Annotated in this window: 13 protein-coding genes and 1 pseudogene; 10 read left to right on the top strand and 4 right to left on the bottom strand. The window is 58.3% G+C overall.

What is annotated here, in order from left to right:
- The first annotated feature begins 44 nt into the window (after positions 1-44).
- Entirely contained in the window at positions 45-608 is a 564-nt protein-coding gene (locus tag BUA38_RS17230; protein ID WP_072819524.1) for a carboxymuconolactone decarboxylase family protein, read from the top strand.
- 574 nt (positions 609-1182) lie between these two features.
- On the opposite strand, the gene BUA38_RS17235 is transcribed toward BUA38_RS17230, so the two are convergent.
- Positions 1183-1974 carry an IclR family transcriptional regulator gene (locus tag BUA38_RS17235; RefSeq protein WP_072819526.1) on the bottom strand — a complete coding sequence of 264 codons (792 nt, stop codon included), beginning with the start codon at positions 1972-1974 and terminating at the stop codon, positions 1183-1185.
- Between the two features lie 126 nt (positions 1975-2100).
- Here BUA38_RS17235 and BUA38_RS17240 point away from each other — a divergent pair, with 126 nt between their 5' ends.
- The 6 genes from BUA38_RS17240 (at position 2101) to BUA38_RS17260 (ending at position 8158) form a co-directional block, all read left to right on the top strand.
- A complete protein-coding gene (locus tag BUA38_RS17240) occupies positions 2101-3216 on the top strand; it encodes a cupin domain-containing protein (protein WP_072819528.1) in 1116 nt (371 codons plus the stop codon).
- Positions 3217-3393: 177 nt separating this feature from the next.
- Positions 3394-3993 carry a dienelactone hydrolase family protein gene (locus BUA38_RS17245; RefSeq protein WP_244553266.1) on the top strand — a complete coding sequence of 200 codons (600 nt, stop codon included), beginning with the start codon at positions 3394-3396 and terminating at the stop codon, positions 3991-3993.
- Positions 3994-4015: 22 nt separating this feature from the next.
- Entirely contained in the window at positions 4016-5365 is a 1350-nt protein-coding gene (locus BUA38_RS17250) for an MFS transporter (protein WP_244553267.1), read from the top strand.
- Positions 5366-5370: 5 nt separating this feature from the next.
- Positions 5371-6288, top strand: coding sequence for a fumarylacetoacetate hydrolase family protein (locus tag BUA38_RS17255; protein ID WP_072819534.1), 918 nt, complete (start codon positions 5371-5373; stop codon positions 6286-6288).
- 9 nt (positions 6289-6297) lie between these two features.
- Entirely contained in the window at positions 6298-6783 is a 486-nt protein-coding gene (locus BUA38_RS36720; RefSeq protein WP_156898552.1) for a hypothetical protein, read from the top strand.
- Between the two features lie 418 nt (positions 6784-7201).
- A complete protein-coding gene (locus tag BUA38_RS17260; protein WP_072819535.1) occupies positions 7202-8158 on the top strand; it encodes an IS481 family transposase in 957 nt (318 codons plus the stop codon).
- Between the two features lie 646 nt (positions 8159-8804).
- Here the strand turns inward: BUA38_RS17260 and BUA38_RS17265 are convergent.
- Positions 8805-9860, bottom strand: coding sequence for an aldo/keto reductase (locus tag BUA38_RS17265; RefSeq protein WP_072819537.1), 1056 nt, complete (start codon positions 9858-9860; stop codon positions 8805-8807).
- 208 nt (positions 9861-10068) lie between these two features.
- Positions 10069-10956: pseudogene (locus BUA38_RS17270) on the bottom strand (AraC family transcriptional regulator N-terminal domain-containing protein); the annotation flags it as partial.
- 724 nt (positions 10957-11680) lie between these two features.
- Here BUA38_RS17270 and BUA38_RS17275 point away from each other — a divergent pair.
- Positions 11681-13111, top strand: a complete 1431-nt coding sequence (locus BUA38_RS17275; protein ID WP_072819541.1) for an alpha/beta fold hydrolase — start codon at positions 11681-11683, stop codon at positions 13109-13111.
- Between the two features lie 405 nt (positions 13112-13516).
- Here the strand turns inward: BUA38_RS17275 and BUA38_RS17285 are convergent, their stop codons facing one another.
- A complete protein-coding gene (locus BUA38_RS17285) occupies positions 13517-13825 on the bottom strand; it encodes a hypothetical protein (RefSeq protein WP_072819545.1) in 309 nt (102 codons plus the stop codon).
- Between the two features lie 233 nt (positions 13826-14058).
- Here BUA38_RS17285 and BUA38_RS17290 point away from each other — a divergent pair, with 233 nt between their 5' ends.
- Both BUA38_RS17290 and BUA38_RS17295 read left to right on the top strand, forming a co-directional pair.
- Positions 14059-16584: a GAF domain-containing protein gene (locus BUA38_RS17290; RefSeq protein ID WP_072819546.1), complete on the top strand. Its 2526-nt coding sequence runs from the start codon at positions 14059-14061 to the stop codon at positions 16582-16584.
- A complete protein-coding gene (locus BUA38_RS17295) occupies positions 16581-16970 on the top strand; it encodes a response regulator (RefSeq protein ID WP_072819547.1) in 390 nt (129 codons plus the stop codon). Before BUA38_RS17290 ends, BUA38_RS17295 begins: the two co-directional genes overlap by 4 nt.
- Positions 16971-17110 lie beyond the last annotated feature (140 nt).

The raw sequence follows: 17110 nt of genomic DNA on the forward strand, positions 1-17110 counted from the left end.
GCTTTTGGCGTTCCTCGCTAACCACGAAACAGGAGAAGAGAGTTATGCGGTTGCCTATCATCGCGCCCGATAAGCTATCCGAAGAGCAAAAGCCTTTGGCGGTCGACATGAAAGAGGGAATAGCCAAAAGCTTCCAAGGCTTCGTGAACGTGCGCGACGATGGCGCCCTATTGGGTCCGTGGAACCCCTGGCTTCATGAGCCAAAGTTCGGCAAACCGATCTGGGAGCTGACCAAGTCGATGGCATCCGATCCATCGCTGCCGACTCGGATTCGCGAAATAGCAATCCTAGTCACGGGAGCGCATTTCAAGTCGGCGTACGAACTCTACGCACATGTCATCGTAGCTGAGCGCAGAGGACTGTCGCACGAAAAGCTTGCAACCATCGTGGCTGGCCAACGTCCGGTCGATCTCACAAGGGAGGAGGCTATCGCGTATGACTTCGCGGCTGCTCTCGTGTCGGGTGGCGTATTGCCTGAGCTGACCTACAGGGCAGCTGTGGAACGGTTTGGGGAGCATGGAGCGGCTGAATTGTCTTATCTTATCGGCTTCTACTGCATGGTGTCGATTACCCTGAATACATTCGACGTACCTGTTCCAGGCTCTTGAGCATCGACATGCCGGCGTGCAGGCGAAGCGTTTGCAAAGCCGAAGCGTGGTGATCACTCCAATCACGACCGAGCCGCGGTCATACTGACGGCAAATGCAGTGTCTTGAATGAAGCGGTCGCGCACGCGGACGACTTTAAGATCGTCTCGCAGGACGGAAGGAGGCACACATGGCAAGAGTAGCCGACGTAATGGTGGATGTTCTGGTCAAGGCCGGCGCAAAGCGTTGCTATGGCGTCCCAGGAGATTTGAGGAGCTTGTGAGCAGATTTGCAGCGACACTCGCTTCTCTAACGGTCCCAAGGCGGCGCTGCCATTTCGGTCCGCGATCCGCAACGCAACTGTTTCGGTTGCAGAGAGAACGCGAGGTCTCGATTGCCCGGATGATCGAGCTGTAAACGTCGCGGGGGCATTTTGTTACTTGAGGGCAGGTGCTGGCTTTGTTGCCGCTTCACGCGCATGGTGCAGACCTTAGTTGGGCATTCCCAGTCCCTGACAAGGTTCAGCCGACAGCACGAGGCAATGGGAAGCCAACGACTTTAGCGCCTTCACCTCACTGGTAGCTCGGAATGGTCTCTAACCGCCGCCCGACGCCTCGCTATACCCGAGCTCGATTGACAGCCGGCTCACGAATGCCGCCAGCATGCTTGCGTCATGGCCCTTCCAGTTTACGTCTAGCGTTTCCTTTTGGCCGACTATACCGATCACCAAACAGAGATTGCCTAGATGATCGAAAACCGGCGCTGCGATAGCATTGATGCCGGAAATTAGGTCACCCTCAACGGAGGCCATTTTTCGCTCTCGGACCAATGACAACGAGTTGGATCGCTTGTGTCCCTTGCCATGTACGCTGCCGTCGTGATCGCGGTCCAGAACCGCGGCGACAACATTCTTCGGCAGGAAGGCTTCGAAGACTTGTCCCGTGGCGGAGCGTCTGATCGGTAATATAGATCCCGGCCTGACGTTGAGCGTGATTGGTCGCCTACTTTCCTGGATCGCGATAACGGTCGGGCCGAACTCTCCCCAGATTGAGACGGCGATGGTTTCGTTCACTTGATCGCCGAATGAGGGAATCTCTCGCAATGCGATTCTGACGGGATCAAGAGATCGCAAGCCGGCCAAACCGAGTGCGATCGAAAGCGGGCCGATACCGTAGGCACCCGTGGGCCCGTCCTGATAGAGGATGCCGGACCGCGTCAGACTCGTCAGATAACGATGCACCTTGCCCCGATGCATTCCGGTCGCCGACGATACTTCGCGCAGTTGCATAGGCGTCTTCCCCTGCGCCATTGCGCGCAGGATTTCAGCCGCGATCTCCACCGATTGGATTCCGAGGCGTTCGTCGTCCTCATGGTTTTCGTCGATCACCTTTTCCCCCCCTCAGATTAGCGCGCGCCGCCAAAGACATAGGGCACGGGTGCACAACTTGACAGCCTCCTGCCGCTGTTTTATATAGTATGACGCATATTACAATATATGACGCGGAGTAAGCTGATGTCCAAGCATGAAAGCGAGCGCAACGAAATCTACGACGCCGTCGGCAAGCTGAACGCCTATCCGTTCTGGCTGATCCAAGGGGATATGGAGCCCGAAGAGCCGCGCGTGCGCGAGATACCTCATGTATGGCGTTTCAAGGATTTCGAACCGTTGATCGCGAAGGCGGGCCCGATCGTCCCGCACGAAATGGCCGAGCGGCGCGCGTTCATTTTCCACAATCCGGGTTACGACATGAGTCGGCCCTACACCACGAACACACAGTACATCGCTTACAGCTTCTATATGCCGGGCGAAATCTTCGAACCGCATATCCACACGCCGTCGGCCAGCCGGATGTTGTTAAGGAGCGACGGCAAGGGCTACACCACGGTCGAGGGAGAAAAGTGCTATCTTGAGCGAGGCGACCTCGTGATTACGCCGAGCGGCACTTGGCACGATCACGGCAACGAGGGTCAGGAGCCGATGATCTGGGTCGACATGCTCGACATTCCAATTCCGGTCCTCTTTAACGCTGCGAAGTTCGGTTGGGATTACAAGGAAAACGGCGTCAGTACCGATCGCCAGTCGGCGACACGTTCGCAGCACTACTCCAAACGCCATTACGGCTTCGGCGGATTGCGCCCCCGCTTCGCGCAGACTGAAATCGGCAACCGTAACAGCAGCCCTCAGCTGCATTGGAAGTATACCGACGTGCGTGCGGCACTCGATGCCGTTCGCCACGAAGCCGGCGATCCCTATGACGGCGTTGTCGTCGATTACGTCGACGTCATGACTGGCGGCCCCATTCAGAAGACCCAGAATTTTTCCATGCAGCTCCTGCGGCCGGGCGAGCACACGCTGTCCCATCGGCACACGAACAACGCCGTCTACGTCTGCATTGAAGGCAGCGGTTATACGATCATCAACGGCGAAAAATACGCTTGGGAAGAGAACGACGTTTTCTGCATTCCATCGATGCACTGGCACGAGCACGTCAACGGCAGTGGAAAAGTGGACGCAGTCCTCTACAGCGTAACCGACTCGCCGGCGATGGATAAGCTCGGCCTACGCTGGGAGGAACGCAAGACGGCCTCTGGCGACATCGTCAAGCTAGGCAACGTCATTCCCGCATAATCAGGGCTCGCCGAACGCGTCCGCCGGACTGGGCTTGCGTGAAAAGTGCGTCGTCAGAACTCAAGCGAGTCGAAAATGAACAACGTTTCAGAAACTATAGTGAAGATTCCCGTCGAGGGAGGCGAGATGTCGGCCTTTCTCGCGACTCCATCGGAGAGCCGAGGAAAGTCCATCGTCATGTTACAGGAGATCTTTGGCGTGAACGAGGCCATGCGAAGCAAGGCCCGTCAGTTCGCCAAAGAAGGCTTTACCGTTCTCGTGCCGGACCTTTTCTGGCGTATCCAACCGAATGTCGAACTCGGCTACGACGACGCGGCGCGCGCCGAGGCCTTCAAATTCTTCAAGGCGTTCGACTTCGCCAAAGGCGTGAGTGACATCAAAGCGGCGTTCGATTTCCTGTCGAGGCGTACCGAGAGTGTTGGCGCACCGTCCTTGGTCGGCTTCTGCCTCGGCGGAAAGCTCGCGGTACTGGCGGGTGCCGCGGAACCTCGGGCAAGATCGGTGATCTCGTTCTATGGCGTGGCGCTCGATCAGAATATCGAACAGCTCAAGGCGATGAAGATGCCGGTCGTTCTGCATTTCGGCACCAATGACGCGCACATCCCGAATGAGGTTTCGTCGGCGATCGCAAACGCCCTGAAGGAAAGCGCCAACGTTCACGTTTATCTCTATCAGGATGCTCAACACGGCTTCTTTAATCACATGCGCAGCGACGCGTTCGATTTCGATGCGGCCGATTCCGCCTTTGACCGGACGGTCAAAGTGTTGCTCCAATAGTCGGTCGCCCTGAGGGATGGTCATGGATTCGACCCAACCACTCGCGAGCCAGATCGATCTTATCATCGATGGCGTCTCCGTCGGCGCGTTCCAGAAATGGACGATCACGCTGTGCGCGCTCGTTGCCTTCGTCGATGGCTTCGACGCACAAGCCATCGCTTTTGTGGCGCCGGTTATCTCGCAGGAGTGGGCGGTCGACATCGCCGCTTTCGGACCGGTCTTTGGAGCGGGGTTGCTGGGCTTGACGGTCGGAGCCTTCCTATTCGGGCCGATAGCGGATCGCGTCGGCCGCAAACCGATGATCGTCGCGTCTGTCGTCATCTTCGGCTTAGGCTCGCTTGCCACCGCGTTCGCCGCCGACGTCGGTCAGCTGATAGCTTACCGATCCCTGACCGGCTTCGGCCTCGGAGGTGCGATGCCCAATGTCATCGCCTTGACGGCTGAGTACGCGCCCAAAAGAGTGCGCGCATTCGTCGTCACTTTGATGTTCTGCGGGTTCCCGTTCGGCGCCGTCATCGGCGGATTGATTAGCGCCTGGACGATCGCGATCTATGGCTGGACGTCGGTTTTCGTCGCTGGAGGGGTCTTGCCCCTCTTGCTGGTCCCGGCGCTTCTGGTAGCGCTGCCAGAGTCCATACGGTTTCTGGCCTCGCGCGACAGCCGAAGAGCGGATGCTCTGGCGTTGCTGGTCCGGATTGATCCCTCCGCTCAATCGCACCTATCCGATTCACCGCTCGCGCCGGCTTACGGCCCCCAAGATCGCGTCGCTTCCGCGCGGTTGTTTCAGGACGGGCGGGGCACCGGTACGCTTTTTCTCTGGATGGCCTTCTTCTGCAACCTTCTGGTCCTCTACTTCCTGATCAATTGGTTGCCCTCCGTGCTCCAGCGTGCGGGCATTCCTCTCGAACGTGCCATCATCGCCACGGTCCTCCTGAATGCTGGCGGCGTGGTCGGCGGCCTTACTTTCAGCCGTTTGATCGATCGTTTCGGCCCCGTGCGCGTATTGGCTGCTGCCTACCTGGGCGCCGCAATTCTGGTCGCCGCGATCGGATTCCAGTGGTCCACAGTTTCTGTCGCGCTAGCCGTCGTTTTCGCAGCTGGTTTCTCCGTCATTGGCGCTCAATTCGGAATAAACGCATTCGCCGCGGAATACTATCCGACGTCGTTACGTGCGACAGGCGTCGGCGCAGCGCTCGGTGTCGGAAGAATAGGCTCCATAGTCGGGCCCGTCGTGGGCGGATTTTTGCTTGGCATGAAACTTGAGACCGGCCTGCTCTTCGCAATCGCCGCGGCGCCCGCATTAGTCGCGGGCCTCGCAATTCTTGGTGCAAAGCGTACGCCCGCTAATAAGCTTAGCGTGAATGGGAGGTAACTGAGATGAGATTTTGCCGCTTCGACGCGAATCGCCTCGGGATCGTCGAAGGCAATACGATCAGAGACGTGACCGATGCGCTTCTGAGTTTGCCACCACTGTCCTGGCCGGCTCCGCATGGAGATCACTTTGCCAGAAACTTCGATGTCGTCGCCGCAAGGGCTCGCGAATTGGCTTCATCGGCCCCCATCGTGGATGCCGAAAAAGTACGATTTCTGAGCCCGATCGCCAACCCGTCAAAAATCGTCGCGGCACCGCTCAACTATGCAAAGCACCTCACAGAGGTCGGTCGGGATCCCCAGATCCATGCGGACACGCATAGCTTCACCCACGAGGGTTTTGCGACGCCGATCGATAAGTTGGGGCTCTTCATCAAATCGACGTCTTCCTTGGTGGGGCCTGGTGAAGGCGTCGAGCTCGTCTACCCGGAGCGGCGGACCGACCATGAAATCGAGCTGGCCGTCGTGATCGGACGCGAAGCAAAGAACATTTCTGAGAGCGAGGCATTCTCCCATATTTTGGGCTACAGCGTATCTCTCGATATGACCGTGCGCGGTTCTGAGGACCGCAGCTTCCGAAAATCCCCTGATACATATTCCGTCCTGGGCCCCGTCTTGGTCACGATCGACGAGATCGAGGACCCGGAACGGCTCGACTTTTCGATCACGGTAAACGGGATCACGAAGCAAAGGGGCAACACGCGTGACCTCATCGTTGGATTGCGTCGGCTGATTGCCATCGCCGCGTCCTGCTACACGCTCTATCCCGGTGATATTATCATGACGGGCACGCCAGATGGCGTCGCGCCCGTTAGCCCCGGCGACGACGTAGTGGCCACGATCGCGGGCCTCGGCAAGATGCGAGTGCAGGTGCGGCAAGGCACTCCGTCCAGCGGCATCCACGGACGAACGATCCCGGCATGAAATCCCCAATTGTTGCCAAAAGGCAGCGCGGAACTATGGCGCTATTGGCTGGACAAGCCTGTAGGTGGGGCCGGCGTCGCCAGCGTCGACGTGACAGTCGCAGAGATTTCGGGCGCATCAGCGAGCAGCTTTGCGCTTCAGTTCCTCGCTCGTGCTAGCAATCTCCGCTCTCAAGCAGGATGCGCCGACGAAACTTGTTTTTCCTTCACGGGCGGCTCGAGAAGCGTAGATCATGCGCTGGAAAATTCGCACAATATCCAGATCAGGCTCTTAGCTCCATTACAGGAAACTCTGGCAGTCGACGTATTCGGGCTTGTGCTCGCGCCATCGTTCCTGCGCGTCAATTACTCAATTCCCTCGTTCGGGAACCGCGAAATTCGCCCTGAACGTTTGCCCCTCCGTACCAGCAAAAATACCAGCAAAACGAGCGGCTGCACCGGGCGCTTCCGCGAACTTTTACTTATGTTTTCAAATGCGCCGCCCAAATTCTCTTGAAAAGTCAGGAATCGAACCAGTGCTGTAAGTTATTGTTATTGCTTCGGTTCTATACGTGGTGCCCCTGGCCGGCAGTCGCCTATTCCCATAACCATCTGAATTTGAAGTCACTTTTATCGTAGATTGCTGCCGATACCAGCACAAATACCAGCAGGATGACGCGCGGTATTCGCCGACAAAAATAAAGAGCAGGCTTCCCGCAGCGGGCACGCCTATGCCGTTCCAGACTCCACTATCGCCCCGACCGGAATCTGACCCGGCCTGACCCGAAATGCCGACGGCATCGACTTGAGATAATTCGCGAGGTCAAGGGAGGTCTTCTCATGCGTACTAGATCTGGTCTTTCAGGAGGTTGTCCATCTGGTCTGAACCGAGGAAGCTGAGGTTGCGAAGCTTCAGTGTTCCAAGGAGAGACCAGATGAACGTCCACAAGAATGCGCCTTTGACCCCCAAAGGTCGAGAGGTGATGGTGCGAAGCGTGGTCGATGGCGGGCTGAACAAGGCCGACGCGGCTTTCCAGTTCAACACGACGCCGAAGACGGTTGCCAAATGGGTCAAGCGGTTCCGCGCGGAGGGTGTGGAAGGGTTGCGTGATCGTTCCTCCAGACCTCTTTCATCGCCAAGCCAAACCCCGCCAGCCACGTGCACGGCCGTCGAGGCCTTGCGCCGCCGGCGCCACACCGGCAAGCAGATCGCAGCCGAGGTCGGGATCTCGCCGGCCACCGTCAGCCGCATCCTTCGCCGCTTGGGACTAAACCGGATACGCGATCTGGAGCCGGCCGAACCGGAACACCGCTATGAACGCGAGAACCCAGGCGAGATCATTCACATCGACATCAAAAAGCTCGGGCGTTTCGAGCGTGTCGGCCACCGCATCACCCGCGATCGAACCGGCCAGAGCAACAGCCGCGGCGTCGGCTGGGAGTTCGTCCACGTCTGCATTGACGATCACTCCCGCGTCGCTTTCTCCGAGATCAAGCCCGACGAGACGGCTGATAGCGCCGTTCCCTTCCTCAAGGCGGCCGTGGCTTACTACAAAAGCCTCGGCGTCACCGTCACGCGCGTCATGACAGACAATGGAAGTTGCTATAAGGCTTTCGCCTTCCGTGACGCGTGCCGGGACCTGGGCCTCAAGCACATCCGCACCAAGCCCTACACGCCAAAAACAAACGGCAAGGCCGAGCGCTTCATCCAGACCGCACTTAGGGAATGGGCTTACGCCCATGCCTATCCCACATCTGATCGGCGCGCCAAGGAGCTGCCGATCTGGCTGCACCGATACAACTGGCACAGGCCCCATGGTGGTATACGATTTCAAACGCCTATCAGCAGACTCGGTCTAACCGAGGACAACCTCTTGAGGCTCCACAACTAGAGCGTGTCTGGAGAGCGTGAGAGAAGCCACAGGCGAGGGTGGGGAGTATCGTCTCGGAGTCACTTTAGCGGAGCTCGGCACTCGGCTGATCGCCAAGAGACTGGAGAACCATGATCGGCAAATGTAGGTTCGACTCCCGCTCTCTCCGGCACGCTACGCCACTGCTCTCCCCAGTATCCGATTGCTCGAATCTACCGCAAAACCACCGAAGAATTCCGCGATTTTGCATACGCAAGCTGTAGTTTTTCGCCGTGGGTTCGGGGAAGCTCCTTCCGCCACTCCACTGCTCTCTGCTGTATCCCATTGTTCGGAATGACAGCAAAAACACGAGTAGCGCGATCAAGTCGGTTGGCCAGTTCTGCGAAGGCCCCAGTAACGGTGCAAAACCGTAGCTTCTCGCCGGGTTTGGAGGATGTATTTGAGGGAGAACACATGGCGGCAAGCTCAAGCCGCTCGACGTCGAACGCAAAATTCGGCCCGGCAAATCTTGCGCTTCATGTAGCGCTCGGGCGTGAACCTATGTCCCCGACCGGACTGGGCTTCGCGGAATGAACGGTTATGGAATGGCTGCTTGTGAACCCAAAGGGACATTCGCGCGCAGCCACAAAACAGGGGGTAAGAGCTGACTTGACGACGAAATATGGCGTCACTTCTGCCGGACGAACGGCTCTGCCGACACGCCGTTGATGACGCAGCTTCCTTGCTGGATACCGGCGCCGAGGGGCAGCACGTTCCACGGGTAATTGAGATCCGGCTTGGTGAGGGCGTTGAGCTCGGCACCAACTGCATCGTCCAGATCCACATCGATCGATGCAAGGTTCGTTTCAAGCTGATCTATCGTGCGCGCCCCAATCAGAGTGGAGGTCACCCTCGGTTGCTGGCGCACCCACGCCAATGCCACCTGCGCCACGCTCACGCCCAGCGTGCTGGCGACGCGTTCAAGAACATCGAGCACGGCAAAGGTCGCCTCGTCGAGCTTCGCATATTTAGCCCGACTCGAGGCGGGATCGCGTGTTCGCTCGCGCGAATATTTTCCTGAGAGCGTACCGTTTGCGAGGGGGCTCCAGGGAACGATTCCGAGGCCGAAGGCGCGCGCGGCGCCAAACTGCTCGCCTTCAACCGTGCGGGTCAGCAGAGAATACTGGACCTGCAATGCCGCAATCGGCTCCCAGCCACGCAAACGCGCGATGGCGACCGCCTCGCCGACAAACCAGGCGGGGACGTTCGACATGCCGATGTTGCGCACCTTACCGGCCCGCACCAGGTCGTTGAACGTGGAAAGCGTCTCCTCGATCGGCGTATGCCGGTCCCACATGTGCTGCCAGTAGAGATCGACATAGTCGGTCTTCAGCCGCGACAGGGACCGGTCGAGTTGTGCGATGATCGCCTTGCGGCCGGCCCCGCCTGCGTTCGGATCGTCGGGTATGAGCGACATGCAGAACTTGGTGGCCAGAACCACACGCTCGCGCTTGCCGGGATTGGCCGTGAAATAGGCGCCGAGCGTCTCCTCGGACTGGCCGCCGCCGTAGAAATTGGCGGTATCGATGAAGTTGCCTCCAAGACCGAGGTAGCAGTCGAGAATTGCAAACGAATCTGCGGGTCGAGAGCCCCAACTGCCATCGTCGAAAGTCATCGTCCCGAGGGCGAGAGAGCTGACCCTAAGGCCGCTTGATCCGAGTGTGTAGTAGTCATTCAGTGCCATCAATATCTCCAGTGCGCGACAGCTGATCTATCAGCAGACGCTAACCGGAATATTTTTGGCCGCGTTATAGCTATCCTGCGAGATTGATGCTCGATCCTGCAGTATGGAAGACCTAGCTCCGCAAAGAATGTTCTCGGGTCGGTCCGCCGGATTCCGCAAGCTGCTTCGATTTCTGGGGCACGTTGGTTGAGGCACCCCGCGGGGCGAGGCGCAGGCCGCCGATGTCGCGAAGCGGCGACTTTCCGTAAAGCCGGGTGTATTCGCGGCTGAACTGGGACGGGCTCTGATAGCCGACGGCATAACCTGCCGACCCGACATCGAGTAATTCCACGAGCATGAGCCGGCGGGCCTCGTGCAATCGCAACTGCTTCTGATAATGCATCGGCGTCATCGCAGTCACCGCCTTGAACTGATGGTGAAGCGACGACACGCTCATGCCGACCCGATCGGCGAGTTCTTCGATGCGCAAGGGACGCATGAAGTTCTCTTTGAGCCAGGCGATGGCGGCGGCGATCCGGTTGCTCGGTGTTTCCGTGATCGCGATCTGACGCAGGCGCGGCCCGAACGGGCCGGTCAAAAGGCGGTAAAGAATCTCCCCCTCGATCAGTGGCGTCAGGACCGGGATGTCCTGCGGGGTGTCCAACAGCCTGAGCAGCCTCAGCGAGGCGTCGAGCAAATCCGGTGCGGCCTTGTTGACGGCTACGCCGCGAATATCATCGGGCGGGGTCGCGGAGCGCGCAACGTTGGCGCTGCCCATAACCTCCTTCAGGCGATCGGGATTGATTGCCATGCCAAACCCGAGAAGCGGCGTGGTCTCCGAAGCCTGGGTGACCTGCGACAACACAGGCAACTCAATCGAGATCACCAGATAGTCTCCGACGCCATAGCGATAGACTTCATCGCCGAGCGTCAGGCTCTTTTCGCCCTGAAGCACGAGTGCGAAACAAGGCTGCGCAGATGTATGAAGGAGCTGCGTTGGCGATTTTCGCCGACCGAAGATCAGGCCATCGATCGAGGTGGTATGCTCCCCATCATCGGTAGCGTAACGAGAGACGATGTCCACCAACTCACTATAGATTGTTTTGCTGCCGTTCATGACATCGTACCTGCCAACGTTATCCCGCCGCGGCGCAAAGATATCCGATCCTGCAAACAGATCCACAGCGCTCGCTGCCCTTTTGCAGGATCGTAGATGAATCTTGCAGGTCCAGATCACCGCCGGGGCCATTGCGTCCGTGCTGCTAGAGTTCCGATTCTGGCGCAAAGCGGTCAATCCAGCCAGAGATTGTTGGGTCATGGATTGCATAAGCGCCTGCCAATCGGGGGTTTTTGGAAATAGTAGGTTGTCTCCAGATACCCAATTCACCCAACTCTGAAGCGAAATCGCCGGCGCGCCGGCGCATTTGATCGGCATGGCCGGCTGCGTGAACAGAGCGGTGCCGCCGCGAAAGCTCTTGATCAGCTGCCAGGTGTACTCGGCGGTGTCGGGCCGATAATTGCTGCATACGCCATTGCGTCCCAGCGTTTCCGTCAGGCCCTCAATGGCGTCCCAATCGATCTTGAGGCCGGGGCAGGCGACCAGGAAGTCGTAGCGGATCTGCCGGCCGTGTTGCGCGGGGTAAAGCGGTGATACCTTTACACCTTGCTGTATTGATGTCGGCTATTGGCGTGAACCCGGACATGATGCGTGCACGCAGCTTGTCTCAGTTTGACCCAAAGCGTAAGTTCCACAGAGAGGTGCATCGGTTATTCCCCTGCAGGCTTGTCGTTGCAACTGTTCGAGCGCAGACTGGCATTTTTACAAACTTCATGGGGAAGCCATGCAACGCCGGCTGGCGGCCATTTTAGCGGCGGATGTGGTCGGTTACAGCCGTCTCATGGGCACAGATGAGATGGGGACCCTCACCTCGCTCAAGTCGCACCGTCGCGAACTGGTTGATTCTTGTATTGCCGAAAATCGCGGTCGCATCGTCAAAACCACCGGTGACGGCATGTTGGTGGAATTTGCGAGCGTGATAGATGCGGTCGGTTGCGCGGTAAACGTTCAGCGCAGCATGGTCCGGCGCAACGTCAGTATTCCCCCGGAAAAGCAAATCGTATTTCGAATCGGGATCAACATCGGCGATATCATCATCGACGGCGACGATATTTTCGGGGACGGCGTCAATATCGCGGCCCGGCTGGAAACGCTTTGTGAGCCCGGCGGCGTATGTATTTCAAGGGCCGCAAATGACCAAATCAGGGACAAGCTTTCGATGGCTTTCGCTGATCTCGGCGAGCAAGCCGTGAAGAACATCTCGCACGCGGTCGGCGTGTTCGGACTTACGGCGAAGGATATTGAAGCGCTTCCGGAATCTGCCGCTTCGGTATCTGCTGAAGACGGTCGGGCCACGACTAATCCGTATGAGCAGGAAATTCATTTCTGTCAAACCAAGGATGGCGTGCAGTTAGCCCATTCCCGGATGGGGCAAGGTCCGCCGATCGTTAAGACCGGCAACTGGATGACCCATCTCGAATTTGATTTCGAAAGCCCGATTTGGCGGCATCTTTATCGAGAACTGTCACGCGACCACACTTTTTTCCGATACGACGCTCGCGGGAACGGACTATCGGATCGCGAAGTGCCCGACGTTAGTTTTGAAAATTTTGTAGATGATCTTGAAACGGTGGTCGATGCTGCAGGCATCGATCGTTTCGCGCTTCTCGGCATATCACAAGGCGCCGCGGTTTCGGTCGCTTACGCCGTCCGGCATCCCGAGCGCGTTTCGCATTTGGTTCTGCTCGGGGGTTATGCCGTCGGCTGGAAGAAACGCGCCAGGACCGCTGCGGAGAAGGAGGCCGGGGAAGCGATGCTCACCTTGGTGCGCCTTGGCTGGGGTCAGGAAAACTCGGCATTTCGACAGCTATTTACATCGCAGTTCATGCCGGGCGGCACCAAAGAGCAGTCCGACTGGTTCAATGAATTGCAACGGATATCAACCTCTTCTGCCGACGCTGCGCGCAATCTGTCGGCAAACGGCGAAACAGACGTGAGTTCGCTGCTATCGCAGGTAAAGGTGCCAACACTCGTCATGCACGCTCGACATGATGCCAGAGTACCCTTTGAATCGGGACGGCGATTGGCCGCCGGAATCCCGGGAGCCCGCTTCGTTCCACTTGAGAGCCAGAATCACTTGATCCTAGAAAGCGAGCCCGCATTTGCTCGCTTCCTCGAAGAGCTAAGATCATTTATCGATGCCGACCGGCTTTGAGGTCCGACCCGAGTTGACCGTCTCGCGCGCGAGAATCTCTGTTGAGGCTGGCTTCACAAGCATCTCGAAACTGGCGGCAGTCCCGGAGCCTTTGACGTGGACGACGATGATCTCCGGCTTCGACGCGAGTCAAGGCCAGCATTGGTGGTCGCAGCTAACGAACATCAGGCCTGAATTGTGAAGCCGCCTTTGGGTGGGTTTGTTTAGCGATGTAGCACCTTTGAGACATGCCGACCGCTGCTTCCGATGTCTGTTTATGGGGGAGGACCGCAAGTGTCCGGCGCACCGTCAGGGTGACGTGATTGACCCAAAGCGGTCCTCGTTGTGGTCGTCAATTGGTCCTGCCCCAAACGGCTCATAGGTCGACGACAAGCCGCGGACCGGCGCAGCCCGAGATGCAGACCATCACCTCCCACTCTCGTTCGGCCGGCGACAGCACTCGATTGCGATAGATTGGCGGGCCTTCATGCCACCGCACACGGCACGCGCCACAGATCCCGCCTCACACGAGGCGTCGACCTCCACGCCGAGCGCACGCAGCGCTGCGAGTGCGCTGCCGCCTGCCGGGACCTCACCGTTGATCCCGCTGCGCGCCAATACGATGGCGTAACGCGGGCCATCGTGCTCGGTCAGCAAAGGCACGAAGCGCTCGACGTGAGTCTGGTCCGGCCGCCACCCGGCGCGCATCGCAGCCTCTTCGAAAGCCGCGATCATGCCTGTCGGACCGCAGCAATAAAGTTGAGATCTCCGGATCTGGCGGCCCAATCAGCGCCGTCAGATCGGGCCGGCCCGCGCGGGTGTCGTGAACGACCGCTCGGCCAATCCTCGCCAAGGCCTCAACCGAGCCGCGCAGCGGCGGTTCACCCCGCGCGCTGAAACCCCTATCCTCTTTGCTGAACTGCAAACACGCATTAATCTCAGGGCTGCGCCCGAGGGAGGGCGTCTGTATGGCCGACAAAGTCGACAGCGAGAATTACGGAGATCGGAGCGATCCCGTTGCTCGATTGCGGGGCGAGTTGGAGGAGGCTCGGCGGCAACAGAGCGCGACCGCATCTGTGCTCAAGGCAATGAGTGCATCGGCCAGCGATCTGGATGCCGTATTTCGATCCGTTGTCGAGAACTCGGTCGTACTTTGTGGTGCTGATCGAGCGATTATCTTTAGGTTCGACGGACAAGTATTGAGGGCAGCCGCGGCATTCAATACTCCTCCTGAGGTAATCAACTGGATAGAACGAAATCCGATCCTCCCCGGCGACTACAGTGTTGCAGCGCGAGCGGCCCTGAATAAACGAACCTGCCACGTCACTGATGTGCTCGCAGATTCCCGGCACACCTATCAGGCGAAAAATATCGAGGAATTCCGCACCGTCCTCGGGGTGCCAATTCTAACAAGCGATCGCCTGTTAGGGGTCCTGCTGCTCTACCGCACCAAAGTAAAGCCTTTCGAGGACAGGCAAATCAACCTTGTCGAGATTTTCGCCGATCAAGCCGCCATCGCGATCGAGAACGCACGGCTCTTCGGCGAGGTGCAGGCGCGCACAAAGGATTTGCAGGAATCCCTTCAACAGCAGACCGCGACAGCCGACGTTCTGAAGGTGATCAGCAGATCGGCGTTTGATCTGCAGACAATCCTCGACACGCTGGTCGAATCTGCCGCGCGGCTGTGCGAAGCTGAAATGGCGTTTATCCACCGCCGCGAGGGCGAGCAATATCGGGCAGCGGCAACTTTCGGCTTTGCGCCCGAATTTTGGGCATTTATGCAAAGCCATCCGATTACCCCTGGCCGCGGGTCCATTGCCGGCAGAGTTGCCCTGGAGCGGCACGTTATCCAGGTTGAAGACGTGGCGGCCGATCCGGAATACACGTTGAAGCAGGCCACTTTGCTCGCCCGACAACATACGACCCTCGGTGTCCCATTGCTGCGAGAAAAAGAGCTCATCGGGGTCATCGTACTCGCGCGCCAGCGCGTCGAAATTTTTACCGAGAAGCAAATAGCGCTGGTCGCCACCTTCGCTGACCAGGCAGTGATTGCCATCGAAAACGCGCGGCTATTCGACGAAGTGCAGGCGCGAACGCGCGACCTCACGGAATCGCTGCAGCAGCAGACCGCGACCGCCGATGTTCTGAAGGTCATCAGCCGCTCGGCTTTTGATTTGCCGACCGTCTTGCAGGCGCTGGTGGAATCGGTTGCGCGGCTCGTCGCCGCCGACGAGGCCATCATCACCCGCCAGAGAGATGGCGCGTTCTATCGCGCCGAATCAATCGGCTTCTCGGATGAATTCCTCAAGTTCGTTCGCACCGTGCCTGTCGCGCCTGAGCGCGGCTCGGCGGTGGGCCGAGCTCTGCTCGATGGCGTCGTGGTGCACATTCCTGACGTCGAGGCGGATCCGGAGTATACCTTCGACAGCGCCCAGCGGCTTGGCGACTTCCGAAGTCTGCTGGCGGTGCCGATGCTGCGTGAAGGCGCGCCCGTCGGGGTGATCCTGTTGACACGCAAGGAGCCTCGTGCGTTCACCACGAAGCAGATCGAACTTTCCACTACCTTCGCCGACCAGGCGGCAATCGCAATTGAAAATGTTCGGCTGTTCGACGAGGTGCAAGCGCGCACGGAGGAGTTGGCGGTATCGCTTGAAAACCTGCGCACTACGCAGGACCGGCTGGTGCAGACCGAAAAACTCGCCTCGCTCGGCCAACTCACGGCCGGCATCGCGCACGAAATTAAGAACCCTCTAAACTTTGTCAACAATTTCGCCGCGCTTTCGGCGGAGTTGACCGATGAACTCAATGATTTGCTCAAGACCGCCGCACTGAACGACAGGCTTCAAAAGGAGGTCGATGAATTAACGCGGACGCTGAAGGACAATCTCGAAAAAGTCGTCCAGCACGGCAGGCGCGCCGACTCCATTGTTAAGAATATGCTGCTGCATTCGCGTGAGAGCTCCGGTGAACAACGGCCTGCGGACATCAATGCACTTCTCGATGAAAGCCTCAATCTCGCCTATCATGGCGCACGAGCCGAGAAACCGGAGTTCAATATTACGCTGCAGCGCGACTTGGACCCGACCGCTGGCGCGATTGATGTGTTCCCGCAGGAAATCACCCGCGCCTTTATCAATCTGATCTCGAACGGATTTTATGCTGCGAGCAGGCGTAAAGCGGCGAATAGTAAGATGGATTTCGAGCCGATACTCCGTGCTACCACGAAGAATCTCGGAAGTACCGTGGAAATTCGCATTCGCGACAATGGCACCGGCATTCCATCCGAAGTAAAAGAAAAGATATTCAACCCGTTCTTCACGACCAAGCCGGCTGGAGAGGGTACCGGGCTTGGTCTTTCGATGAGCCACGACATCATTGTGAAACAACATGGCGGCACCATAGATGTCGATACCGCTCTTGGCGCATTCACCGAATTCAGAATTGTCCTGCCGCGTGTCGGGGCATCCCTTATCAAGTCAGGAGGACCTGCGTGACCCTGCTCATTCTCGTGGTCGATGACGAGCCGGATGTCGAGGCGCTGTTTCGCCAGCAGTTCCGGCGCGAACTTCGCGCTGGTCGCTTCGCGATGGAATTTGCGCAATCTGCCCCGATGGCTATTCAGCGTATTACCAATGCTGGTGACGAGTCTCTCATTCTGATTTTGTCCGACATCAACATGCCGGGGATGAGCGGTCTTGAGCTCCTTCCCAAGGCAAAGGCCGTTCGGCCGGATGTTCCGATTATCATGATCACTGCCTACGGCGATGCGGAGACCAAGCGTCGGGCGCTTGAGAATGGCGCGGAGGCACTTCTGACCAAGCCGATCGATTTCGGGACGCTACGCAGCGAGATCGACAGCCGCGTTGAGCGCGCGGCATAACGGTCAAAATTCCATTGAAGTTTACTGCGGCGCATGAGTCTCTTGTTGGCACGAAACGGACCAGCCGGGTTGTTGCGTCGAAGTCCGTTGATTGGGGTAGACCGGAAGTGGCTGGCGCATCGTCACAGCGACGCGATTGA

The sequence above is a fragment of the Bradyrhizobium erythrophlei genome, assembly GCF_900142985.1.
In the GTDB taxonomy this organism is placed as follows: Bacteria; Pseudomonadota; Alphaproteobacteria; order Rhizobiales; family Xanthobacteraceae; genus Bradyrhizobium; species Bradyrhizobium erythrophlei_B.